Origin of the sequence: Rhodococcus sp. 14-2470-1b (assembly GCF_002259415.1) — a bacterium.
Lineage (GTDB): Bacteria > Actinomycetota > Actinomycetes > Mycobacteriales > Mycobacteriaceae > Rhodococcoides.
Map to the genome: position 1 here is coordinate 1 of NZ_NPFY01000017.1, position 22715 is coordinate 22715.

Consider the following 22715-nt stretch of genomic DNA (forward strand, 5'->3'; position numbering starts at 1 on the left):
GCGGACCTGGGGCTTGTCGAGGACCTTGTGCAGGGCGGTGATGATGCCTTTGATGCGGGGGTGGTCCGGTGCGACGCCGTAGCGGATGAGGCCGAAGGGCGCGGGCATACGTTCGAACAGGTCGATACTGACATCTGTGTCGGACTTCATGAGTGCGTCGGCGGCGTAGATGCCTGCGGGTCCGGCGCCGACGATGGCGACGCGGAGAGGTCTTGTTTCGTTCATCCCCTAATCGTAGTTATCATGCGCATAGATGCAACCACCCATTTGATCAGCCGGCTAGTTGCGCGACGACGAAGAAGTTGTCTCCCGTCGGCTCGCCGTTGCGTACGTCGCAGTTGGCGAGGATCAGTCGGCCGGGGACCTGCGCTCGCAGGTCGTTGTCGGCCAGGAGGGAACCCTTCGGCAGAGGCCCGACCGATTCGACGCCGTATTCGAGAGTGCCGGTCGCTGTGCGCACTACGACGATGTCGCCGACCTGCGCCACTCCGAGTGACCGAAACGGTGCGTCCCGCGTCGAGTAGTTGTGGCCCACCACGACCACTGTCTGCTCAGTGTCGGTTCCGGGTAGCCCGCTCTCGGCCCACCACGCGGGTCGCTCGTCCACGGGGTTGAGTACTTGCGACGAGTCGCGGTACAGGCCATCGGGATTGACCGTGCTGCTCATGTAGGTCTGCGACTCGGCGGAGCGCAGCTCGATCCACTCCGGTTGCGCGGGAGCAACCGGAGACGGTGGAGCCGCAGAAATCTGCGCCTCCACCGCCGACCGATCGGGCGGTGTCACACTGGCCGGCTCCGACTGCGCACAGCCGGTCAGTGTGACACCCAGAGCGATCGCGACTGCGAACTTACGCAGATGCATCGGTCGAGTTGCGACGACGCAGGTAGAGCCCGCCACCCACCGCGGCAACAGCGACGACGCCGACGCCGGCCAAGATTGCCGGTGTCGCGGACGAGCTGTCCGAATCGCCCGACGCTTCGGTGGACGAATCGCCCAGTGCCAGATCGACAGCGGGCAGTTCTCCGGCAAGGACGGTGACACCGTCGTCGTCGGTGGTGAAGTAGTCCGCGACCGTGAACGATCCGTCCTCGTTGGACACGCCCACCAGTTCCACACCGGTCTCGTCGACGACCACCGTGGTGTCGTCGACCTGGGTCACGGGGACGTCGTCCTTCGTCGTCCCGCCGATGTTGATGGTCCAGCTGAATTTCGGTCCGCTCGCTGCCAATTCAGCTGCCTTGGCCTTCAGATCGGCTTCGGCCTTGGTCGCTGCATCGGCTGCCGTCTTGGCCTCGGTCGCTGCGGTCTGCGCAGCCTTCACGTCCGCTGCTGCGGTGTCGGACGCGGCCTGAGCTGCCGTCAGATCGGCTTCGGTTCGCGTCACGTCGGCTTCCGCGGTGGCCAGTGCCGCATTGGCTTCCTCGACCGCGGCCTCTGCATCGGCGGCGGCCTTTTCGAGCGCTGCGATATCCGCATCCGACGGCGCTGCGTCGAGGTCGGCCTGCGCTTGCGTTGCCGCGGCCGCAGCCGCGGTGGCCTTCTCCTGGGCTGCAGTCGCAGCGGTCCGTGCGTCGGCAGCAGCTTTGTTCGCGGCGGTTGCTGCCTCCGTCGACGTCGCCGCTGTCGCTTCGAGATCCCGTGCGTTGGCCTCGGCTGCCGCGGAGACGTCCAACGCTGTGCGTGCGGCAATGGCCGCCGACAGCGATTCGGCTGCTCTGGCCGCCGCCGCGCGGACAGCGGCACTCACCTTGGCGAGGTTGAGAGTCTTGAACGAATCCTGCACTGCGACGATCGAATCCTGCAGCGCCGTGGCAGCTGCTTCGGCATCGGCAGACGCGGTGGCAGCAAGCTCGGCCTTGGCGGTCGCGTCGGCACGTGCTGCCGCTGCGGCCTCCACCGCTTCCGGGTCACCGGCACCGGCCGCTTCGGCTTCCAACCGGTCTGCCTCGGCGAGGGCTGTGGCTGCGGCAGTGTCGGCGTCGGTCTTGGCCTGTGCAGCCGCAGTATTCGCTGCTTCGAGAGCTGCGGTGTCGGCCTTGGCCTTGTTCACCGCTCCGACGGCAGCGATGCGGTCCAGTTCGGCGGCTGTTGCGTCGGCGTCGGCCTTCTTGGCCTTCACCACCGCGTCCGCCGCAGCGAGCTCTGCCTTGGTGACCGCGGTACTTGCCGCGGCATCAGCGGCGACGGCTGCATCGAGACGAGCCTGCGCCGCGGTGGATGCCTCCGCAGCGGCTTTGCTCTTGGCCTCGGCGTCCGCGAGCGCTTGCTTCTCGGCGTCGCTGAGCTGCGGGACGATGTCGACGTTGATCGTCGCCGTGCCGTCGTCGTTGAACACGACCCCGCCCGTTACCTGGGGGAGAGGTCGATCGGTCGACGGTGCTTCGGGGGCAGGCACCGCTGCTGCCGACGCATCACCTGCGCCGGGTGCAGGAACATCCGCAGGCGGTTGCACGAGTGCATCTCCCGACGGCGTGGTTGCTTCCCCGGTGGGCGCCTGCTCGTCGGCCGGCGGATCGGTAGGTGCCTGCTCGGCGACGCTGTTCGACGGTGGCGGAGTCTCCTCCTGTGCTGCGGCAATTCCTGGTGCAGCCAGTGCGAAGGAGAGTGCGACGGCGGCTCCGGCGGCGGCGATGCGAGTCCTCCGCGAACGGGCGATCGACTTCTGTGACATGGATGTTCAAGCCCTTCGGTCCTGGTGGCCGGAGCCACCGACACCTCCGTCCCGATCCGGAAATGCTTTTAGTGAGGCACACGTACTTGTGCTTCATGGACCGTAACGGACCGAAAGGTCTCTCAGGGTTTACCAAGGAATTGGTTATGCAACTGTTACTGATGGTGTTGGTGTGACGAAAGTGAACACCAGCGGGAGAAATCTCAGTCGCCGACGGTGACTGCCCGGGCCTCATCGACACTGTGAGGTGCGGGGTCGTGATCGTCGACGTGGGCGAGGACTTTGCGGCCGGTCGACAGGACGACGATCGCCAGCAGGGTGCAGACCGCGCCGACCCAGAACGGGACATGAGCGTTGCTCTCGCCCAGCTTGCCCGCGAGGTACGGTGCTGCCGCGCCGCCCACGAAGCGGACGAAGCTGTAGGCCGCCGAGGCGGTCGAGCGTTCCACGGGTGCGGAGATCATCACGGTTTCGGTGATGAGCGTGTTGTTCACGCCGAGGAACAGTCCGGCGACGACGGTGCCGACGATCAGTACCGTCTTGTTCTCGGTGAACAGGGCCATCACTCCGAGGTCGACGGCAAAGAGGAGCAGCGAAAGCATCATCATGTTCAGAGTTCCGTACGCGCGCTGCAACTTCGGGGCGAGGAACACCGATGCCACGGCGAGGCACAGGCCCCAGCCGAAGAAGATGAAACCGATGCTGTACGTGCCCATGTCGAGCGGAAACGGGGTGTAGGCGAGGAGGGTGAAGAAACCGTAGTTGTACAGAAGTGCGGTGATGCCGACAGTGAGCAGTCCGCGGTGGCGAAGTGCACGGAACGGATCGAGTATCGACGTCGTGTGAGCGGGCTTGGGAGTGTCCGGCAGCATGACGATCAACAGAATGAACGCGACGGCCATCAGCGCCGCAACGCCGAAGAACGGTCCACGCCAGGAGAATCCGCCGAGCACACCACCGACGAGCGGTCCTGTTGCGATGCCGATACCCAGTGCTGCTTCGTACAGGATGATCGCGCGCGCGACGCCTCCCGATGCGGCACCGACGATCGTCGACAACGCAGTTGCGATGAACAACGCGTTTCCGAGACCCCAGCCGGCGCGGAATCCGATGATCTCGCCGACTGATCCGGAAACTCCTGCGAGAGCAGCGAATACGACGATGATGGCAAGACCGGCCAGCAGTGTCCGTTTCGGGCCGAAGCGGCTGGACACTACGCCGGTGATGAGCATCGCGACGCCGGTGACCAGCATGTAGCTGGTGAACAGCAACGACACCTGGGACGGTGACGCATCGAGTTGTTCGCCGATGGGTTTGAGGATGGGATCGACCAAGCCGATACCCATGAAGGCGATGACACTCGCAAAAGCGACTGCCCACACGGCCTTCGGCTGTTTCAGCAAGCTCTCGGTGTTCGTACTCACGGCTGAGTTCCCCACGACGAGGTTCCTTTCAATCCGTGATCGACGATTTGAGCACGCTGCGAAGCTCGCTCAGTCCGTCGGTCAGTTTCTGTAGTTGCTCCGGGTCCAGTTCGGACAGGTACGGCAGCAGGCCGTCGGCGATCTGGCGTCGTCCGGCGGCCAGCCATTGGGCGCCGGCGTCGGACATCCGGGCGACGACCGCGCGCGAGTCGCTCGGGTCGGTCGTGCGTTCGACGAGCCCCGCTGCGGCGAGCTTTCCCAGCAGCGACGTCGCCGACGGCTGCGAGCAGCGATCGAGGCGAGCGAAGTCGCTGACTCGTAGGGGTTGGTATTCCTCGAGGAGGGACAGCGCTCGCATCCAGGCCTTGGGCCACTCGTCGGAGCCGAAGTGCGCGGCGAGGCGAACGAACCGGGACGATCCCGTGACCAGCTCGGAAAGCAGGTCGCGGAGATGCTGATCGGAAGACGGTTGCTGCACTCCCATAAGCTTACATAAGCTAACTATATTTGCAAACCAGCGATGGAAACGAAAAAGTCCCGGCCGTGTGGCCGGGACTTTCACGTAGGTACGACGTTCAGCTCAGGCTGTTCTCGTCCATGAAGTTCTTGATGGCGAGGTCCCAGTCCGCGTCGCGCTTGTTGTCGAGGCGGAACCGGGTGGCGGAGTAAATGCCGTAGAAAAGGAGTCCGGCCAGGAACAGGCTGCCGATGCCCGTGAAGGCGGCGGCGGCGATGGCGTCGGAATTCGACAGTGGCTGTGATGCCCGGATGCCGTTGTCGTCGACCCAGATATCCACTTCGGTACCCACCGGCGAGCCGCTCACGACGGACACCTGGCCGGTGTGCTCGACGCCCTGGTGCGTCCAGGTGGCGTCGACGGTGGAGCTGCTCTGCGAGCTGAAGTCGGACTGAACGAGCGGCGAGGGGGGAGTGACGGACACGGTTTCGGCGGTGACGGCGTGTCGGGTGTACTGCTGCGCCGAGACCTGCTCGTTCTGAAACGACAGCGTCGTCATGGCAAGCCAAGCAGCAACGGGAAGCATCAGAATTGCCAGGGTGGTGAGGATGGTCTTCAACCGGGACTGGATGCGGTCGGAGCGACGGAGCAGCGGGTTCGATGCGTAGGCGAGGCCCTCCATGGTCGCCCGACGGTCATCTGTGTGTTTCCGGCGCATTGTCGTCCCAACGTGTCGAGTCGTGTGTTTACCTACCAACGATGACAAGGTGGGGAGCCCTGAATCAAGGCGAAGGGGCCAGCATCACACAATTGGTTAGTTCAACGAACCATCGAGGTGAGTCGATGAACCGCGCGACGTTGTCCAGAATCGCCTTCGCCTCGGCATCGGCCGCGACGGTCTTCGGAGCCGTCCTCGGCGCGGACAGACTGCATCGCTTCGCGAAGCCTTTCATTGCTCCATCGCTGGTCGTGGGGTTGCCGAAGCCTGTGTCGACGCTCGGTCTGGCACTCACAGCGGCGACCGTCGGCGACGTTCTTCTTCTCGACCCGGACGACGATTCGCGGATCCTGCATGGTGCGGCCTCGTTCGCCGTGATGCAGGGGTGCTACTGCTGGCTCCTCCGGGCTCGAGGTGCACGCGTCACCCCGTCGGCAGCGGCGCCGCGAGCGGCGGGCTGGCTTCTTGCGGTCGCGTCGATGGCCGCGCGTTCGCCCGATGTCGCGCCTGGACTCGGCGCGTACGGACTGACCCTGGCATCGATGTCGACGCTGGCGGCGGATCCCACGCTTGCGCGCGGGGCGAGAACGGTGGCGGGTGTCGTGGTCCCCGGGTCGGATCCGGCGTCGAGAATCGCTGTCGGCGGTGTGCTCTTCACCCTGTCCGACGCGTTGATAGTGGCGCGGCGGCTGCTGTTGACCACGGAGTCGCATCGGCGAGCGGCGGAGGGAGTCGTCCTCGCGACCTACGCGGTGGCTCAGCTATTCCTCGTCGAAGGTCTGTCTCGGAAGAAGTAGTACGCGGTGGTGGTCGTCCGGATCCACCATGATCGGAACGACTGCACCCTCGGCGAACCTCGAGATCTCCGAGCGGGGAATGGCATAGACGATCCGGCCGGAGAACGACTCCGAGCCGGGAACGGTGAACTGCAGTTGAAGTTCGCTGCGGGTGTCGTCGAGCGGGTGCACTTCCTCGACGGTGGCCCAGCCCTCGACACCGTTGCGTGCGATCTGCCTCTGTTCGGCCGTCCGCCGGTTGGCCACCAGCATGGACAGACCGAGTGCAGCTCCGAATCCGGCGACCAGCGCGGCGAGTTGATAGGGGAGTGTTCCGGACGGCGCCGACGGACGGAACCAGAGCGCCCACGCCGCCAGAACGACGACGTAGCCCACTGTGACAACTACTACCGCTCGCAACGTTCGTTTGTGATTCACCCACATCTCCTACGCGACACAGCCAGAATACCGCTGAAATGCAGTCGAGGGTCTTACCGATAACGCTGGTAACGCCTATTCTGTCGAAGTGTCTACACCAACTGTGTTCATCACCGGCGCCGCTGCCGGAATCGGACGATCCACTGCTCTGAAGTTCGCTCGCTCCGGATACCTCGTCGGGGCCTACGACATCGACGAAACCGGGTTGGCGTCACTCGGCAAGGAGATCACGTCCGCCGGCGGACGCGTCGTGACGGGCACCCTGGATGTCACCGACCCCAAGCAGTGGGAGGCTCGGTTGAAGGAGTTCGACGCCGAGGCCCACGGCCGGCTCGACGTCCTCGTCAACAATGCGGGCATTCTCGTTGCAGGCCAGTTCGAGGAGATGCCGCTCGAGGTGCACAAGCGCCAGATCGACATCAACTTCAACGGCGTCGTGTACGGCACTCTCGCGGCGTTCCCGTATCTGAAGGCGACCAGGAACGCCCAGGTCGTGAACCTGTGCTCGGCGTCGGCCATCTACGGTCAGCCGGAGCTGGTCACCTACGGCGCGACGAAATTCGCCGTCCGCGGTGTCACCGAGGCGCTCGACCTCGAGTGGGCCAAGTACGACATCTCCGTCAAGGCCATGTGGCCGCTGTTCGTCCAGACCGCGATGACCCAGGGCGTCTCCACCGGAACGACCAACTCGCTCGGCATCAAGCTCACGGCCGACGACGTCTCCCAGGCGATCTTCGACGCCACCCGCCCCGCGAAGGGGCTGCGGCGTAACAAGGCACTGCGCAAGGTTCATTTCCCGGTCGGATTGCAGTCCAAGGCGCTGTCGCTCGGGTCCAGGTTCTCTCCGGCCTGGCTCACCCGCGAAGTCAACCGGCGTCTGAGCCACACCTGATCCTGCGCGACCCCTGCCACACACCACCGAACGGCACGGGTTTCGGTTCGCCGGTAGGGTCGCTCTGCAACATGGTGAGCGAAAGTGGGGTCGGGTTCTTTCATGGCGAGAGCGCGCTTGAAGAAGCGTTCGGTACTGGCAGCATCGGTGGCGATTGTGGCGGTGCTGTCCGCGTGCGGTAGCGAATCCGGTGCGGATGCGACGTCCGCACCGGCTACTACGACGACAACCGTCGCGCCGCCGACGACGACGGTGGAACCGGTGTTGCCGCCGCCGCCCACCGAAGCTCCGCCGCCGCCTCCGTCGGAACCTGCCCCCGAGCCGGCGCCGCCGCAGACGACGTACGCAGCGCTCGACGGTGCGTACTACTTCTCGTCGCCGGACGGTCTGTTCCAGTGTGGAATCGTCACACTGGCCAGCCGGACCGAAGCGGGATGTCAGGGCACGACGACGCCGGTGCCCCCGCGGCCCGAGGACTGCATGATCAGCTGGGGCAACGGAATTCGTGTCACCAACGACGGTGCGGCGGAGTTCATGTGCTCCGGTGGTGCGGTGTACACCTCGGGCGGCGAGACGATCGATCCTCCGCTTGCTGTCGGTCAGGTGATCAACGCCGACGGGTACTCCTGCGAGTCGACTGCCGACGGTATCTCGTGCACCAACGACGAGACCGGCCACGGCTTCCGAATTGCTGCCGACAGTAACGAAATCTATTGAGCGACATGGATCTACCCGGTCCGACCGAGTGGGGAGACAACCCCAACGGTGTCGGGCCGTGGGAAGAGCACCACGAAGAACCCCGGCCGACGGGTGTGCAGTTCGACCCGGACCTGCTGGACGCCGGGGACCGGCGCAACGTCGTCGATGCGTACCGCTATTGGACGCGAGAGGCGATCGTCGCCGACATCGACACGAGGCGCCACCCGCTGCACGTCGCGATCGAGAACTTCGCCAACGATGCGAACATCGGCACGGTCGTACGTACCGCGAATGCATTCGCAGCGCAGGCGGTCCACATCGTCGGAAGGCGTCGTTGGAACAGGCGTGGCGCGATGGTGACCGACCGGTACCAGCACATCCATCATCACGACACCGTCGGCGACGTACTCGCTTTCGCCGCGGCCGAGGGCTTGACGGTTGTCGCCGTCGACAACACGCCGGGTTCGGTGCCGATCGAAACCGCAGAACTGCCGCGGGATTGCCTGCTTCTGTTCGGGCAGGAGGGGCCGGGGGTGACCGAGGATGCACGCAACGGCGCGTCGATGACGGTATCCATAGCGCAGTTCGGGTCCACTCGGAGCATCAATGCGGGTGTCGCCGCCGGGATTGCCATGCACTCGTGGGTCCGGCGTCATGCCGACTTGTCACAAGCGTGGCCCTGACTGTTTGTGCTTCGCCCCCGGGCAAGTGGCAGGATTGCCGATCATGCAGGAGCTATGGGCGCAGCGCGCGGACGCTGCGGAGGGGGCCGTCGTCGCACGACATGTGCGTCGACTGTGGGGGTTGCCGGGTACGGCGCTCGGTGTCGTGGCGTGGCCGCCTGTTCGGCGGGAGCGACTGTTTTTGAAGTGGCATTACTGGTGGCAGGCGCACCTGCTCGAGTGCGCGGTCGACGCAGCGAGCCGCGAGCCCACCGCCAAGAGACGTAGGCGCGTCACCAAGATCGCTCGTGCGCACCGCATTCGGAACATCACCGGTTGGACCAACAACTACTACGACGATATGGCCTGGCTCGGGCTTGCTCTCGAACGCGCTCAACGGTTGCTTGCCGTCGGCAACCGCGTCGGCATTCAGAAGATCGAGATGGAATTGTTCGACGCATGGTCTCCGCAGGCGGGCGGCGGCATCCCGTGGCGCAAGGGCGACGATTTCTACAACGCCCCGGCCAACGGACCGGCGTCGATCCTGCTGGCCAGGACGGGTCGGTTGTGGCGAGCGGAGGCCATGGCCGATTGGATGGACGCAACGCTGAGGGATCCCGACACGGGTCTGATCTTCGACGGCATACGTACCGGCGACGTGCTCGATCGTGCGATCTACAGCTACTGCCAAGGTGTGGTGCTGGGCGTCGAAACGGAACTTGCGGTGCGACTGGGAGACCCACGTCATCGTGCACGGGTGCAGGCACTGGTCGCTGCGGTGGACGCTCGACTGTGTCGTGACCTGGTGATCGTCGGCGGGGGAGGCGGCGACGGCGGCTTGTTCGACGGCATCCTGGCCCGCTACCTGGCGATGGTCGCGACGACGTTGCCCGGCGACAGCGACGACGATCGGACCACGCGTGCGTTGGCTGCGTCGATCGTGCTCGCGTCGGCGGAAGCGGCGTGGGAGAACCGACTGGAAGTCGAGGATTATCCACTCTTCGGTGCGGCGTGGGAATCTCAGGCCACGCTCCCTGGGCCGGGGCATACTGTGGCAACGTTCAGCGGCGGAACAGTGCGGTCGTCGGCGGTGCCGGAACGTGATTTCGCGGTTCAGCTCAGCGGCTGGATGCTCATGGAGGCCGCGTACACCGTGGCCGACGCAGGCTTTCGTTAGCTAAGGTACTGGTCTATGGGGACTTCGTGGAATCCGACGGTGTACGGGCACTACGCAGACGAGCGGACGCGTCCGTACTACGAACTGGTCGCTCGGATCAGAAACGAATCACCGGCCACCGTCGTCGACCTCGGATGCGGCACCGGCGTGCAGACCGCCACGCTGGCGCAGCGGTGGCCGTCGGCCCACATCACCGGACTCGACTCGTCGGCCGACATGGTGGCCGATCAGCCGTCGGATCTGCCTGCCGGCGTGACCATCCGGCGCGGTGACATCTCCGATTTCGACGCGACCGGCGTGGACGTCGTCGTGTCCAATGCGGCCCTGCAGTGGGTACTTCACCACCGAGAGCTTCTGGCGACGTGGGCATCGCAACTGGGCGCGTCCAGCACCCTTGCCTTCCAGGTACCGGGCAACTTCGACGCTCCCTCTCACGTCCTGATGCGTCGCCTCGCGGAATCCGACGAGTGGGCGTCGACTCTCAGCGGCGTTCTACGCGGAGGTGACAGCGTCGACTCCGCCGAGCAGTACGCGTCGGCGATGTTCGACGCGGGACTGACCGTCGACGCGTGGGAGACCAGCTACGTCCACGTTCTGCAGGGCGTGGACCCGGTGCTGCGGTGGGTGACGGGAACTGGCCTGCGGCCCGTCCTGGATGCACTCGACGACGAGACCCGGCCGGTGTTCGTCGAACAGTATCGAGACCTTCTGCGCGACGCGTACCCGCAGACCGCGTCGGGAACGCTGTTTCCGTTCCGACGCATCTTCGTCGTTGCACGGAAAAACTGAGTTACTCGAGGACTTCTTCGACCTCGATGGTCTCGGAGGGCTTCGACATTTCTTTGCGGTACTGCCAGATGCCGAGGCCGGTCCCGACGACCAGGAGCACGATCATCCCGATCAGGACTGCGGGCAGCAGCCACGGCACCATCTCGAGGAAGCTACCGAAGTAGAAGCCTGCCAGCAGTAGCACCGGCGCCCAGATGATCGCGCCGAGAGTGCTGGCGATCGTGTAGCGGCGATGGTTCATCTTGGCTGCGCCCGCGACCATCGGGCAGAGCGTCCGCACCCAGGGAATCCAACGCGCGACGAGCACGGCCCAGAAACCGTGTTTCTCCAGTAGAAGGTTCACCTTGTGCAGGTTCTTGGTGTTGAGGTATTTGCCGTTCTTGCGCGCGACGAGTGTGGAACCGGTGCGGTGCCCGATGACGTACCCCACCTGGTTGCCTGCGATGGCCGCGATCATCGCGCCGACGGACAACGCCCAGATGTGGCCGGTGCCCGAGGCGTGAGTGGCCATCACGATTCCGGCGGTGATCAGCATGGAGTCGCCGGGAAGGAACAGGCCGATGATGACGGCGCATTCGATGAAGGCGAACGTCACCACCACGAGCCACACCACGAGCGGGCCTGCGGTTTCCAGTGGGCCGAACTGACCCATCGCCTCGATCACGGTTGCAACACCCGCACTTTAAGCGCTCGGACGGTCCTGCTGGGTCTCGATGGCGTCAGCGGCCTCCGAGAGCGGTGTCTTGCGGGCTCGGAGCATGCGCTTGCCAACCTCGATGACGATGGGCAGAACCGAGACGAAGACGATCAGCAGGAAGATGTAGTCGACGTTGTCGCGGATGAACTGGATCTGTCCGAGCAGGTAGCCGAGCATGGTGACACCCGCGCCCCACAGGATGCCGCCGACGACGTTGTACGTCACGAAGATCGAGTACTTCATGTGCGAGGCGCCCGCGACGACCGGCGCGAAGGTCCGCACGATCGGGACGAAGCGCGCGAGGATGATCGTGATCGGGCCGTGCTTCTCGAAGAAGGCGTGCGACTCGTCGATGTACTTCTTCTTGAAGAACTTCGCGTCGTTCGACTTGAACAGCGCGGCCCCGCCCTTACGTCCGATGAAGTATCCGACCTGGTCGCCTGCGATTGCGGCGATCGGGATCGTGATCAGCAGGACGACGATAGGGGCGAACGGCGGGATCTCGTCGGACTTCGATGCGGCGATGAGGCCTGCGGTGAAGAGGAGGGAGTCACCCGGGAGTAGCGGAAACAGCAGCCCCGATTCGATGAAGACGACGAGCAGCAACCCGACCAGCACCCAGGTGCCGAACGAGTTGAGCAAATTCACTGGATCGAGAAACCCGGGCAGGAGCGCCAGGTTCGTCGTCACGGATTCCGAGGCGGCAAGAAGACTCACGGCGCCCACCATACCGGCCGAACCTGGGCCGACCTGAACAACAGCTGGTGAATTGCCACCGATGCAATGTCCGATTAGTCACGTTCGGGCCTGAAGTGATCAGGTGGGTACCGCGACAGGCGTGCCGGAGGCTTGCCATACTGCAACGGACAATCAATCTCTTCACATGGAGGAATGACGCCGTGCCGATCGCAACTCCCGAGGTCTATGCCGAGATGCTTGGCCGGGCCAAGGAACACCAGTTCGCCTTTCCAGCGATCAACTGCGTTGGTTCCGAGTCCATCAACGCCGCAATCAAGGGTTTCGCCGACGCCGGAAGCGACGGCATCATTCAGTTCTCGACCGGTGGGGCCGAGTTCGGCTCCGGCCTCGGCGTCAAGGACATGGTCACCGGTGCAGTAGCGCTGGCCGAGTTCGCTCACGTGGTGGCAGCCAAGTACGACGTCACGATCGCGCTGCACACCGATCACTGCCCCAAGGACAAGCTGGACACCTACGTCCGTCCGCTGCTGGCTATCTCGCAGGAGCGCGTCGACGCAGGCCGCAACCCGCTGTTCCAGTCGCACATGTGGGACGGTTCCGCAGTCCCGATCGACGAGAACCTCGAGATCGCCAAGGACCTGCTCGCCAAGGCAGCAGCTGCCCGCATCATCCTGGAGATCGAGATCGGTGTCGTCGGCGGTGAAGAGGACGGCGTCGAGGCCGAGATCAACGACAAGCTCTACACCTCCAACGAGGACTTCCTGAAGACCGTCGAGGCACTCGGTGCGGGAGATGCGGGTTCGCGTTACCTACTCGCCGCGACGTTCGGCAACGTGCACGGCGTGTACAAGCCCGGCAACGTGAAGCTGAAGCCGTCCGTCCTTGCCGACGGTCAGCGCGTGGCGTCGGAGAAGCTCGGCCTCGCCGCCGGCTCCAAGCCGTTCGACTTCGTGTTCCACGGCGGATCGGGTTCGGCGAAGAGCGAGATCGAAGAGGCTCTGGACTACGGCGTCGTGAAGATGAACGTCGACACCGACACCCAGTACGCGTTCAGTCGCCCCATCGCCGGACACTTCTTCAGCAACTACGACGGTGTGCTGAAGGTCGACGGCGAGGTCGGCAACAAGAAGGCCTACGACCCGCGTAGCTACCTCAAGAAGGCCGAGGCCGGTATGACCGCTCGTGTCATCGAGGCATGCAACGACCTCAAATCCGCAGGCCGCAGCGTAAGCGCCGGCTAACCCACCTGAGTGGAGCGGAACCTGCGGGTCACTCCGCAGGCTCCGCTCCCGGTAGGCCTGTGGGTCACTCCGCAGGCTCCGCTCCCGGTAGGCCCGGGCCTGACTTTTCCACTCACGAGTGGGTCAGCAGACCTTCCAGGTTTCGTCTTCCAGTCGCAGATCGAACGTCCGCGGTGACCGCTCGTTCGGATTCGCCTCGGTGTACGCGATGATCTGCGCGATCGCAGTGTCTCCGGTGATCTGAACGGCATCGATGCCTTCCATCACCGGCACGTTTCCTTGCTCGACGGCCACGCGGTGCACGTCCGCGAACTCCGCATCCGGAATGTCCCGGTAGTACGTTGCGAGGTCCCCGCACGACGACGATCTCAGCGTCGCCAGATCCCCGCTCGCCAACGCCTCGGTGAACGACGTGACCGACGTCCTGATCTGGGCCTCCGGCGAATTCTCGCCGCCGTCACGCGACAGATAGAAGAACGCGGCGGCACCGACTGCGACGATCACGACAACCGCAGCGGCCAGCGCGCCGAGCCAGCGCTTGCTCGTCTTCCGTGCCGGAGCGGAGCCTGCGGAGCGACCAGAAGGCACCGGAGCGGAGCCTGCGGAGCGACCAGACGGCGCCGGAGCGGAGCCTGCGGAGCTTGCGGAGCGATCAGAAGGCTGTGGACGAGGACCGGCCGGCTGCTGAGCTGGGCGGGGAACCTCCCCTCGAGCCGGAATGCGCTGAGGTACAGCGTGGGGTCGCGGTACAGGCGTGGCAGGTGGCTCGACGGCAGGAATCGCGGTCGTCTCGGCCTCGGTCTGGTTCTCAGGCGTGGTGTCGGGCAGCTTCGGTGGCGTGGGCGTGCTGTCCGACGTGTCGGGTTCCGACTTCGTTTCGTCTTTCTCCGACACCTGGTGCTCCTGCCTCATCCACGACTCTTTCGAAAACGAAAGCCTAACGGTCCAGGGAGGGTAGCCGGACGCAGGCGAGGTGAGTGTCGGGGAACAAGCGCAATGCGTGCAGGGCACAATGGTCCCTATGACTTCATTCGGTGACTTGCTCGGACCGCAGCCGACGCTTCTGCCCGGCGACGACGAGGCAGAGTCCGCGTTGCTCAACCACGAGGACCCGGCGAAGGTCGCGGCCGAGAACCCGACGGCGTCGATCGCCTGGGCTTATCTGGCCGAGGCGTCGTTGAACGCGGGTCAGACCATCACTGCGTACGCCTATGCGCGCACGGGGTACCACCGCGGGCTCGATCAGCTCCGCCGCAACGGATGGAAGGGATTCGGGCCGGTCCCGTACAGCCATGAGCCCAACCGAGGATTCCTCCGCTGCGTCGCTGTTCTCGCGAAGGCTGCGCGTGAGATCGGCGAGAACGACGAGTACGCCCGGTGCCTCGACCTCCTCGAAGACAGTGATCCCAAAGCCGCGGAAGCCCTCGGTCTCGGCTGATCATGCGGTGACGACGCTGCGTCCGACGGCTCGGCGGGGTAAGGCCCGTGTCAGGGCGGGCCGGGCCAGGTTGCAGCTGTCGTTGCTGCCGATCGTTCAGTGCGCGCTGGCGGCGGGAGTCTCGTGGTTCGTGGCGACCGACATCGTCGGCCATGCGCATCCGTTCTTCGCGCCCATCGCTGCAGTTGTGTCGCTCGGTGTGTCGCTGGGTGCGAGGATGCGCCGGTCGGCGGAGTTGGTGGTCGGCGTCACGGTCGGTATCGGTGTCGGCGACCTGATCATCTCGGCGATCGGTAGCGGGCCGTGGCAGATCGCGCTGGTGGTTGCGCTCGCGATGTCGACGGCGGTGTTTCTCGACGGCGGTCCGATCATCGCGATGCAGGCGGGTTCGTCGGCTGTGTTGGTCGCGACGCTGATTCCTCCTGGAAATTCCGGTGGCATCGACCGAATGGTCGACGCTTTGACCGGTGGTCTGGTCGGCATCGCAATCGTCGCCTTGATTCCGACGCATCCGGTGTGGCGAGCGAGGAAGGATGCGGCCAAGGTGCTGGGGACGGCGTCCGAGGTACTTCAGAAGGTCGCGGACGGCCTCGTCGCCAACGATCCGAAGCCGATCGAGGAGGCTTTGAAGAAGGCTCGCGCCACCCAGTCCGATATCGATGCGCTGCGCACGAATCTGAAGGGTGGCCGGGAGATCGCCCGGATCTCTCCGCTGTACTGGGGTCATCGGAACAGGCTGGCGGGATTGGCCAAGACGGCAGATCCGATCGACAACGCGATCCGAAACATACGGGTGTTGGCTCGCCGATCGTTGACGCTGGTGCGGGACGACGAGATTCTCGATCCCCGCGTCGTCGACGAGGTGGAGAAGTTGGCTCAGGCGACCGATGTGCTGCGCCGAATGGTTCTCGCCGACCCGGGCAGGCAGCCTGACGCAGCGGAGGCCGCGAGGGTGCTTCGTGCCGTCGCGGCCGGCGCGAAGCCCGAGCTGATTTCCAATGCGGGTCTGTCGGCGACGGTGGTGCTTGCCCAACTTCGATCGATCATCGTCGACTTCTTGCAGGTTGCGGGGCTGAAGCGAATTTCGGCTCTCGCGACGCTTCCTCCGACCGTCGCCAAGCCGGACGTCACGCCAGAGTTGTTCTGACCTGCCGGGACCGTTGCACATATGCGTATGTACGCATATGGTGAGGTCCGGCATCGACGGAAGGGGATGTGATGGGCGCGGGGCACGGGCACAGTCACGGCATGACGGGCGCGGGAGGCACGGCGGGGCCGTCCACCAAGCGGATCCGCAACATGGTGATTGCGCTGGCCATTCTCGTGGTCTTCTTGGTTCTCGAGGCGACGGTCGCGTTGATCATCAACTCTCTCGGCTTGCTCGCCGACGCCGGCCACATGCTCACCGATGTTCTCGGAATGTCGATGGGGCTTGTGGCTCTTCTGCTTGCTCGCAGGGGAAGCGCTGTCGCAGCGCGGACTTTCGGCTGGCATCGTGCGGAGGTGTTGACGGCCATCGCCAACGCCGTTCTGCTGTTGGGCGTAGCCGCGTTCATCATGTACGAGGCGATCGATCGAATAGGCGACGCACCTGAAATCCCCGGTATGGCGCTGATCGTCACCGCGGCAGCAGGTCTGGTCGCGAACCTGGTCGTCATGCTGTTGATCCGCGGCGACGCGAAGGACAGCATCGCGGTGCGAGGTGCCTACATGGAGGTTCTCGCCGACGCCGTCGGCAGCGTCGGCGTGCTCGTCGCCGGTTTCGTGATGGTGGTGTTCGGGTGGACCTGGGCGGATATCGTCGTCGGTGTCCTGATCTCGTTGTGGGTGATTCCGAGGGCAATCAAGCTGGCGGGCTCAGCGCTGCGCATCCTCACTCAGGCGAGCCCCGGTCACGTCGACGTCGAAGCCGTCGAAGCCGATCTTGCTGCGCTACCCGGCGTGGTCGGTGTGCACGATCTGCACGTGTGGACCCTCACCACGGGTATGGACGTCGCGACCGTGCATCTCGAATGCGACGGCTCGGGCCCGGTTCTGCTGGACCGGGCCAAGACGGTGCTCGCGGCCTACGGTCTGGACCATGCGACCGTTCAGGTCGAGCCGACCTCCCATGGATCAGCGTGCAAGAACGAACTCACTTGGTGAACGTCTTCACCGGGCTTCCCGGTCGCCACAACTCGATCTGCATGTGATCGTCGACGAGTGAGGTCAGCACCACTTCGGTGATGTCGAGATCGAAGACGTTGTAGGGCGTCAGTTCCGGCGGTGCTGCATCGAAGATCTTCTGCAGTGCATCGGGGTTGGTCAGTTCGACGGCTGTGCCCGCGATCTTCGCATCGCCACCCTCCATCGAGTGGTGCCCGGGATTGCTGTGAACAGCGAAGCGCGGGTCCCGCTTCAGATCTCGGGCTTTGAGCGCGTTGAGCATCGACCCCAAACGCAACTGTCCGTCGACGAACTCCAGTTCCGTTCCGCTGACGCGCGGAGAGCCGTCCTGCCTGAGTGTCGCGAGGACGTGGTGCTTGTGGGCGGAGAACCGCGCAGCCACCGACTTCGCCAGATCGGGCGCGTCGGACTCGAACTCTTTCCATGTCGTCATGCCAGCAGTATGCAGGCACATCGCTGACACCTTCTGTCAGTAATATCGGCGTGTGCGTTCCTCGCGGCTGCTGCAGTTGATGCTGTCCCTACAACACGGCCGTGCGACGACAGCACAGGCGCTGGCCGACGAAGCAGGAGTGTCGGTGCGCACCATCTACCGCGACATAACCGCGTTGCTCGACGCCGGGGTCCCGCTCTGGACCGAGTCCGGGCCGGGCGGGGGAGTGCGGTTGCTGGACGGATGGCAGTCGAAGCTGTCCGGCATGTCCGGGGTCGAGACGTCGGCGTTGATGTTGCTCGGCGTGCCGTCCGTGGCCGCAGACCTGGGGCTGGCCGACGTTACGGCTGCGGCCGAGACCAAGCTGCTGGGCGCACTGCCGCTGCCGTTGCGCGCCGGCGCGCAGATGTGGCGTGAGCGGTTGCACGTCGACGCCCCGGGCTGGTTCACCGACGTCGAACCGTCCCCGCATCTGAAGGTGATCAGCGCGGCTGTGTTGGCGGGTCGGCAGCTCGACCTCGATTATCGGGGTTCGACGCGCACCGTCGCCCCGCTGGGGCTGGTGGCCAAGGCGGGCGTCTGGTACCTCGTCGCTGCCCGGAGAGGCGCCGTTCTGTCGTATCGCATCGATCGAGCCGAAGGGGCCAGGACGCGCACGGAACCGGTGGCCAGGCCCGACGGCTTCGACCTGGCTCGATGGTGGACGGAATCGGCGTCGAAATTCGATCGCGCACTGCTGACCTTCGATTGCCGAGTCAGGTTGTCCGCGAACGCTGTTCGCATTCTCCCTGCTGTCGTCGGTCGTGAAGCAACTCCCGCACTCCCGGACGCCGACGTCGACGGGTGGACGACCGTCGACCTGCGGCTCGAGACGTTCGACGTCGCTCTGGGGCAGCTGACGACGCTGGGAGGTGGCGTCGAAGTGCTGGAACCGGTGGCACTGCGGAGGGCGCTGCACCGGGTGGCGTCGGAGATGGCGTCTCGAAACTCCTGACTGCATTCAACTGAAGTCAGGGTAGTCTCGGGTCATGACAGCGATGACATTGTCGGGTCCCCTCGCCGACCGTGATTCGTGGACGGCGAACCACTGCTCGATCGACAAGGCAATGGGTGTCGTCGGCACACGCTCGGCCATTCTCCTCCTGCGTGAGGCATATTACGGGGCAACACGATTCGATCAGTTCGCCTCCCGCGTCGGGATCACCGAGGCCGTGGCGTCGGCGAGGTTGAAAGAGTTGACGGAGGCCGGACTGTTCGTGAAGTCGCCCTACCGGGATCCGGGCCAGCGGACGCGGTACGAGTACCTGCTGACGGAGATGGGAAACGACCTGCTGCCGGTCGTACTCGGGCTCATGCAATGGGGAGACAAGTACCTGCAGTCCGGCCGTGGACCGCTGGTGGTGACAGCCGGCGACGGCCCGGTTCAGGTGGAGGTCAGGAGCGCCGACGGACGGGCGGTCGCTGCAGACGATCTCGAAGTCAGAGCCAGAACCGCATGAGGTAGTTGCCGTACTGCGCGTAGATGTCCGGGATGCCGGAAAGCCCGAAAATCCAGTAGATGGCGTCGAAGAACACCATGTTGACCTGTGGCACGAACAGGAACGCGACGAGGATCAGGATGCCGTACGGCTTGAAATTGGCCAGCGCTCGGCGGGTGTCGTGGGACAGGTTGTTCTCGATCGCGGCGTAGCCGTCGAGGCCGGGAACCGGCAGCAGGTTCAACACCGTGGCCATGACCTGTAAGAACGCCAGAAAGCTCAACCCCCACCAGAATGCGCGATGATCCGAACCCGTTCCCCAGACGCGGATCACGACCAGCAGAATCACCGCGGACACCAGGTTGGCAGCGGGGCCGGCAAGAGCGATTCTGCGCTGAACCCTCGGTTCGAACATTCCGGTGCGGAGATACACCGCGCCGCCGGGAAGACCGATCCCCCCGATCGCGATGAACACCACCGGCAGCACGATCGACAGCAGCGGATGGCTGTACTTCAGCGGGTTCAATGTCAGGTAGCCGCGGAGTTCGACCTCGCGATCACCGGCCCGGAACGCGGTGTAGGCGTGACCGAACTCGTGCAGGCACACCGTCACGATCCACCCGGCCAGGACGAGGACGAACACGCCGATTCGAGCCGAGACATCGGCAGGCGATTGGGCAGTCCACGCCACGACACCGCCGATCACCGCAGCAGCCACGACAGCCAGGAAGACCGGGCTCGGGCGAACGCGTCGACTCCGCAGAGGGAGGCTCACCGGACCAACAACCACTCCACGTGATGGCGGTAGAACGTCGATCGTTTCACTTCTCGGTCGCCGGGGACGCCGTCGCGAGTCAGGCTGGCTGCGTACGCTCCGAGCTGCATGGCGCGGCCGTGGGCCCACCGGTGCGGGAGGAGGCGTCGGCCACCGGTGACGCGGGCCTTGAGCCCGGGCATGTTCGGCGTCGGGACGATCTCGACGGCATGCGCCGTGCCGGAGAACAACTTGGTGTCGTCGACGTAGGCCTCGCCTTCGAGCGCGCGACCGGAAGCACCGTGTACGACGGCCCGGCCGACCACGGCCTTGCCCGCGTCGTCACGGATCAGCGGGGTCGGCGCCGCCGTGCCCGTCATGGCCACCTTCGCGGCCCGCGACCCGGTCCCGAGGCGATAGACATGCGCCGCGGCCGTCGCCGACTCGGGAACGAACGCGACTTCGACGTCGAGGCGATCGGTGCGCATCAGCCTCGTCAACACGGCCGCGAGGGACGCGTCGCCGCCGAGAACGATGACGCGCGGGCCGGGCGACCCGGCGGCCTCGGCAAGGAGGGCGTCGCACTCGTCGTTGGTGGGAACTTCCGACGCCGACGTCAGTGGCACATCCGTCAGCGAGATCGGTAGCGGAGGGTTTCCGCAGTGCAAGACGAACGGTGTCACTGTGCTCCCGTGCGGTTCTGTGGTTGTGGCCTGGTGCTCGGTCTCCACCGTAGCGCCATGACCGGTGCCACACCGCCTCGGCTAGACTGACCCCCCGGCCTGCCTCCACACCTGGAAGCAACCTCCCGTACGTCGAGTACACAGCTAGTTTTTGCACAGAAGAGACACCAGGAGAGCACATGCCGGCGATAGTCCTGATCGGCGCCCAGTGGGGCGACGAGGGCAAAGGCAAAGCAACCGATCTGTTCGGCGAACAACTCCAGTGGGTGGTTCGGTACCAGGGTGGCAACAACGCGGGCCACACCGTCGTGCTCCCCAACGGTGACAAGTTCGCACTCCACTTGATCCCGTCGGGCATCCTGACGCCGGGCGTCAAGAACATCATCGGTAACGGCGTCGTCGTCGACCCGGGCGTTCTGCTGACCGAGCTGGCCGGGCTCGAGGAGCGCAACGTGGACACGTCAGGCTTGCTGCTCAGCGCCGATGCGCACCTGATCATGCCGTACCACGTCGCCATCGACAAGGTCACCGAGCGCTTCCTCGGAGCGAAGAAGATCGGCACCACCGGCCGCGGAATCGGACCCTGCTACCAGGACAAGTTCGCACGCGTCGGCGTCCGTGCAGCCGATGTGTTGGACGAGAAGATCCTCACTCAGAAGGTCGAAGCAGCACTGGAATTCAAGAACCAGGTGCTCTCCAAGATCTACAACCGACGCGCTCTCGACCCGCAGCAGGTCGTCGACGAGGTCCTCGGGCAGGCGGAGAAGTTCAAGCACCGCATCGCGGACACTCGGCTCGAGCTGAACCTCGCTCTCGAACGTGGCGAAACCGTGCTCCTGGAAGGGTCTCAGGGCACTCTGCTCGACGTCGACCACGGCACCTACCCGTACGTGACGTCGTCCAACCCGACGGCGGGCGGCGCGGCAGTCGGCTCCGGCATCGGACCCAACAAGATCACCACCGTCCTCGGCATCCTCAAGGCGTACACGACGCGCGTCGGGTCGGGTCCCTTCCCGACCGAGCTCTTCGACAACTCCGGTGAATACCTCGCGAAGCAGGGCGGCGAGGTCGGCGTCACCACCGGGCGTGCGCGTCGGACAGGGTGGTTCGACGCGGTCATCGCCCGCTACGCGACCCGCGTCAACGGCATCACCGACTACTTCCTGACCAAGCTCGACGTGCTTTCCAGCCTCGACACGGTCCCGATCTGCGTGGCCTACGACGTCGACGGAGTCCGTCACGACGAGATGCCGATGACGCAGACCGGCTTCCACCACGCCAAGCCGATCTACGAAGAGATGCCAGGCTGGTGGGAGGACATCTCCGGAGCGCGCACCTTCGAAGACCTTCCGGTGAACGCACAGAACTACGTACTCAGGCTCGAAGAGCTCTCCGGCGCGCACATGTCCTGCATCGGCGTCGGCCCCGGACGTGACCAGACCATCGTTCGTCGGGACATTCTGAACTCCTGATTCATCCGACAAAGGCCCCGCAACGTACGCGTTGCGGGGCCTTAGTCGTCTCATGGCTTGGTTCGGCCGACGCACATCGAAAAATACTTGTCGGTCGTTATCTTCGTGTATACGCGACCGTAGGTCGTCGGTCTGAGCCTCTTCGCTGACTGCCTCGGCTCTTTCTGTGCTGCGATCGAATGAATCGACGCTTTACATCGACCGCGTTGGTGTAACTGTCGGTTAGGTAAAAGGCTCTTAAAAAGACCTTCGGACTTTTACATTCGCAGGGGTAACAGACCACTTGGTACTTGCGAAACAATGGACGTCGCACCAGGTGCGCGGGCCGGTACCGACCGGCTCGACCCGAAGAACGCCGGGTCCCTCACTGGCCTTCCAACGGGCCCACACGAAGAGAGAAACGAATGAACAAGGCAACCAAAGGCGCCATAGCCGCGGGGGCGGCAGCTGTCTTGCTGCTCGGCGGTTTGGGATCCTTCGCTCTGTGGCAGGACGAGGAAACCGTCGGTGGCGGTGACATCAACTCGGGGGAGTTGAATTTCGATCCTGTGGGCGCTGGCACTTGGACTGAAACGTCCGTAACCCCGAATGCTGATCTGGGATCGGATCCTTCCGGATTCCTGATCGTCCCCGGTGACGTCCTCGAATACTCCACCGACTACGTCGTGAATTGGGCGGGTCCGAATCTGCGGGCGAGCATCACCGCTGACTTCACCAACGTCATCGGTGATCCTGCTCTGGCTGCAGCGCTCGACACAACCGTTGGTATCGAGGGCGGAGCGGATCTTCCCAACGGTTCGATTGTGCCGTTGCCGTTGACGGTCTCCCCGCAGACCATCACGGTGAATGTGACGATCACATTCGACGAGGACACAGCCGACCTGATTGCTCAGAACGAGTCCGTGAGCCTCAACGACTTCACGCTGACGCTCGACCAGGTACGTCCCTGA

General features: G+C 64.7%; 27 protein-coding genes. 14 read left to right on the forward strand and 13 right to left on the reverse strand.

The genetic code is table 11. The features are described 5' to 3' along the window. The 6 genes from CH293_RS13900 to CH293_RS13925 form a co-directional block, all read right to left on the reverse strand. On the reverse strand, nucleotides 1-225 hold a 225-nt coding region (locus CH293_RS13900), incomplete at its 3' end, for an FAD/NAD(P)-binding protein (RefSeq protein ID WP_176460005.1). A 46-nt stretch (nucleotides 226-271) separates the two neighbouring features. Beyond that, the gene (locus CH293_RS13905) at nucleotides 272-862 is read right to left on the reverse strand and encodes a class F sortase (RefSeq protein ID WP_020113341.1); all 591 of its coding nucleotides are present in this window, start codon (nucleotides 860-862) and stop codon (nucleotides 272-274) included. Continuing rightward, nucleotides 849-2672: a hypothetical protein gene (locus tag CH293_RS13910; protein WP_094720554.1), complete on the reverse strand. Its 1824-nt coding sequence runs from the start codon at nucleotides 2670-2672 to the stop codon at nucleotides 849-851. The genes CH293_RS13905 and CH293_RS13910 overlap by 14 nt, the downstream gene beginning before the upstream one ends. Before the next feature lie 203 nt (nucleotides 2673-2875). After that, nucleotides 2876-4111 carry an MFS transporter gene (locus CH293_RS13915; protein ID WP_019667890.1) on the reverse strand — a complete coding sequence of 412 codons (1236 nt, stop codon included), beginning with the start codon at nucleotides 4109-4111 and terminating at the stop codon, nucleotides 2876-2878. A 13-nt stretch (nucleotides 4112-4124) separates the two neighbouring features. Then, the gene (locus CH293_RS13920; protein ID WP_019667891.1) at nucleotides 4125-4580 is read right to left on the reverse strand and encodes a MarR family winged helix-turn-helix transcriptional regulator; all 456 of its coding nucleotides are present in this window, start codon (nucleotides 4578-4580) and stop codon (nucleotides 4125-4127) included. Between the two features lie 91 nt (nucleotides 4581-4671). Then, complete coding sequence (locus CH293_RS13925) at nucleotides 4672-5235, reverse strand: hypothetical protein (protein WP_094720572.1); 564 nt, start codon at nucleotides 5233-5235, stop codon at nucleotides 4672-4674. A gap of 161 nt (nucleotides 5236-5396) precedes the next feature. Here CH293_RS13925 and CH293_RS13930 point away from each other — a divergent pair, with 161 nt between their 5' ends. Continuing rightward, nucleotides 5397-6068 carry a lysoplasmalogenase family protein gene (locus tag CH293_RS13930; RefSeq protein WP_037112343.1) on the forward strand — a complete coding sequence of 224 codons (672 nt, stop codon included), beginning with the start codon at nucleotides 5397-5399 and terminating at the stop codon, nucleotides 6066-6068. On the opposite strand, the gene CH293_RS13935 is transcribed toward CH293_RS13930, so the two are convergent. Beyond that, complete coding sequence (locus CH293_RS13935) at nucleotides 6033-6485, reverse strand: hypothetical protein (RefSeq protein WP_037112462.1); 453 nt, start codon at nucleotides 6483-6485, stop codon at nucleotides 6033-6035. The two genes, CH293_RS13930 and CH293_RS13935, sit on opposite strands and share 36 nt — an antisense overlap. An 88-nt stretch (nucleotides 6486-6573) precedes the next feature. Between CH293_RS13935 and CH293_RS13940 the strand changes: the two genes are divergently transcribed. From CH293_RS13940 to CH293_RS13965, 5 genes are all read left to right on the forward strand, one after another. Continuing rightward, nucleotides 6574-7377, forward strand: a complete 804-nt coding sequence (locus tag CH293_RS13940; RefSeq protein ID WP_037112340.1) for an SDR family oxidoreductase — start codon at nucleotides 6574-6576, stop codon at nucleotides 7375-7377. A 102-nt stretch (nucleotides 7378-7479) separates the two neighbouring features. Beyond that, nucleotides 7480-8094: a DUF6636 domain-containing protein gene (locus tag CH293_RS13950; protein WP_241483885.1), complete on the forward strand. Its 615-nt coding sequence runs from the start codon at nucleotides 7480-7482 to the stop codon at nucleotides 8092-8094. 5 nt (nucleotides 8095-8099) lie between these two features. Continuing rightward, entirely contained in the window at nucleotides 8100-8759 is a 660-nt protein-coding gene (locus tag CH293_RS13955; RefSeq protein ID WP_176460006.1) for an RNA methyltransferase, read from the forward strand. 43 nt (nucleotides 8760-8802) lie between these two features. Then, a complete protein-coding gene (locus CH293_RS13960) occupies nucleotides 8803-9915 on the forward strand; it encodes a glycoside hydrolase family 76 protein (RefSeq protein ID WP_176460007.1) in 1113 nt (370 codons plus the stop codon). A 15-nt stretch (nucleotides 9916-9930) separates the two neighbouring features. Further along, nucleotides 9931-10704 carry a trans-aconitate 2-methyltransferase gene (locus tag CH293_RS13965; RefSeq protein ID WP_094720557.1) on the forward strand — a complete coding sequence of 258 codons (774 nt, stop codon included), beginning with the start codon at nucleotides 9931-9933 and terminating at the stop codon, nucleotides 10702-10704. Between the two features lies 1 nt (nucleotide 10705). On the opposite strand, the gene CH293_RS13970 is transcribed toward CH293_RS13965, so the two are convergent. Both CH293_RS13970 and CH293_RS13975 read right to left on the reverse strand, forming a co-directional pair. Beyond that, nucleotides 10706-11356: a DedA family protein gene (locus CH293_RS13970; protein WP_094720573.1), complete on the reverse strand. Its 651-nt coding sequence runs from the start codon at nucleotides 11354-11356 to the stop codon at nucleotides 10706-10708. Between the two features lie 30 nt (nucleotides 11357-11386). After that, nucleotides 11387-12130 (reverse strand): VTT domain-containing protein, encoded by a 744-nt coding sequence (locus tag CH293_RS13975; protein ID WP_094720558.1) that lies wholly within the window; start codon nucleotides 12128-12130, stop codon nucleotides 11387-11389. Between the two features lie 170 nt (nucleotides 12131-12300). Between CH293_RS13975 and fbaA the strand changes: the two genes are divergently transcribed. Continuing rightward, nucleotides 12301-13341, forward strand: coding sequence for a class II fructose-bisphosphate aldolase (fbaA, locus tag CH293_RS13980; protein ID WP_019667903.1), 1041 nt, complete (start codon nucleotides 12301-12303; stop codon nucleotides 13339-13341). A gap of 123 nt (nucleotides 13342-13464) precedes the next feature. Here the strand turns inward: fbaA and CH293_RS28580 are convergent, their stop codons facing one another. Beyond that, nucleotides 13465-13929 (reverse strand): hypothetical protein, encoded by a 465-nt coding sequence (locus tag CH293_RS28580; protein WP_255122856.1) that lies wholly within the window; start codon nucleotides 13927-13929, stop codon nucleotides 13465-13467. 433 nt (nucleotides 13930-14362) lie between these two features. Here CH293_RS28580 and CH293_RS13990 point away from each other — a divergent pair, with 433 nt between their 5' ends. The 3 genes from CH293_RS13990 (at nucleotide 14363) to CH293_RS14000 (ending at nucleotide 16924) form a co-directional block, all read left to right on the forward strand. Next, nucleotides 14363-14779 (forward strand): DUF3151 domain-containing protein, encoded by a 417-nt coding sequence (locus CH293_RS13990; RefSeq protein WP_037112457.1) that lies wholly within the window; start codon nucleotides 14363-14365, stop codon nucleotides 14777-14779. A 7-nt stretch (nucleotides 14780-14786) separates the two neighbouring features. Then, nucleotides 14787-15926: an aromatic acid exporter family protein gene (locus CH293_RS13995; RefSeq protein ID WP_241483883.1), complete on the forward strand. Its 1140-nt coding sequence runs from the start codon at nucleotides 14787-14789 to the stop codon at nucleotides 15924-15926. 71 nt (nucleotides 15927-15997) lie between these two features. After that, complete coding sequence (locus tag CH293_RS14000) at nucleotides 15998-16924, forward strand: cation diffusion facilitator family transporter (protein ID WP_094720559.1); 927 nt, start codon at nucleotides 15998-16000, stop codon at nucleotides 16922-16924. Here CH293_RS14000 and CH293_RS14005 read toward each other — a convergent pair. Next, the gene (locus CH293_RS14005) at nucleotides 16914-17378 is read right to left on the reverse strand and encodes a pyridoxamine 5'-phosphate oxidase family protein (RefSeq protein WP_176460008.1); all 465 of its coding nucleotides are present in this window, start codon (nucleotides 17376-17378) and stop codon (nucleotides 16914-16916) included. The genes CH293_RS14000 and CH293_RS14005 overlap by 11 nt on opposite strands. Before the next feature lie 52 nt (nucleotides 17379-17430). On the opposite strand from CH293_RS14005, the gene CH293_RS14010 reads away from it, so the two are divergent. Beyond that, a complete protein-coding gene (locus CH293_RS14010) occupies nucleotides 17431-18372 on the forward strand; it encodes a YafY family protein (protein ID WP_094720560.1) in 942 nt (313 codons plus the stop codon). Between the two features lie 34 nt (nucleotides 18373-18406). Continuing rightward, complete coding sequence (locus CH293_RS14015; protein WP_037112319.1) at nucleotides 18407-18877, forward strand: helix-turn-helix domain-containing protein; 471 nt, start codon at nucleotides 18407-18409, stop codon at nucleotides 18875-18877. Here CH293_RS14015 and CH293_RS14020 read toward each other — a convergent pair. Together CH293_RS14020 and CH293_RS14025 are read right to left on the reverse strand one after the other, a co-directional pair. Beyond that, nucleotides 18858-19631 (reverse strand): site-2 protease family protein, encoded by a 774-nt coding sequence (locus tag CH293_RS14020; protein ID WP_176460009.1) that lies wholly within the window; start codon nucleotides 19629-19631, stop codon nucleotides 18858-18860. The two genes, CH293_RS14015 and CH293_RS14020, sit on opposite strands and share 20 nt — an antisense overlap. Further along, complete coding sequence (locus CH293_RS14025; RefSeq protein ID WP_241483882.1) at nucleotides 19628-20293, reverse strand: hypothetical protein; 666 nt, start codon at nucleotides 20291-20293, stop codon at nucleotides 19628-19630. Before CH293_RS14025 ends, CH293_RS14020 begins: the two co-directional genes overlap by 4 nt. 179 nt (nucleotides 20294-20472) lie before the next feature. Here CH293_RS14025 and CH293_RS14030 point away from each other — a divergent pair, with 179 nt between their 5' ends. Both CH293_RS14030 and CH293_RS14035 read left to right on the forward strand, forming a co-directional pair. After that, nucleotides 20473-21765, forward strand: a complete 1293-nt coding sequence (locus CH293_RS14030) for an adenylosuccinate synthase (protein ID WP_019667913.1) — start codon at nucleotides 20473-20475, stop codon at nucleotides 21763-21765. Between the two features lie 404 nt (nucleotides 21766-22169). After that, a complete protein-coding gene (locus CH293_RS14035; protein WP_094720563.1) occupies nucleotides 22170-22715 on the forward strand; it encodes an alternate-type signal peptide domain-containing protein in 546 nt (181 codons plus the stop codon).